The 368-nt window shown below is 42.4% G+C and carries 1 protein-coding gene; it reads left to right on the forward strand.

What is annotated here, in order from left to right; translation table 11 throughout:
* Positions 1–368, forward strand: a 368-nt coding sequence (locus AAEY98_RS22185) for an IS3 family transposase (RefSeq protein WP_351019718.1), incomplete at both ends; no start/stop codon positions are given.

The following is a 368-nucleotide window of genomic DNA, read 5'->3' on the forward strand; positions in this document are numbered from 1 at the left end:
CCTACGACTTATAACACTCATTGGGTGGGTGACATTACCTACATAAAATCACATCAAGGATGGAGTTATTTAGCCTGTGTACTTGATTTAGGAACGAAAGAAATCGTTGGGTATGCCTTATCAAGCCAACCCAATGCCGCGTTAGCGACAGCGGCATTAAATAACGCGATACAACGTCAGAGGCCAAATACACAGGAGTTGATGTTTCACTCAGACCAGGGTTGCCAGTACTCTGCTAACGTGTTCAGAGAAAAGCTAAAGCACTTAGGCATTGAACAAAGTATGAGTCGTAGAGGAAATTGTTGGGATAATGCCGTGATGGAACGATTCTTTAGGAGTTTAAAGACTGAAAGATTGAACCATTTAGC

The organism is Shewanella sp. AC91-MNA-CIBAN-0169, from assembly GCF_040310165.1.
In the GTDB taxonomy this organism is placed as follows: Bacteria; Pseudomonadota; Gammaproteobacteria; order Enterobacterales; family Shewanellaceae; genus Shewanella.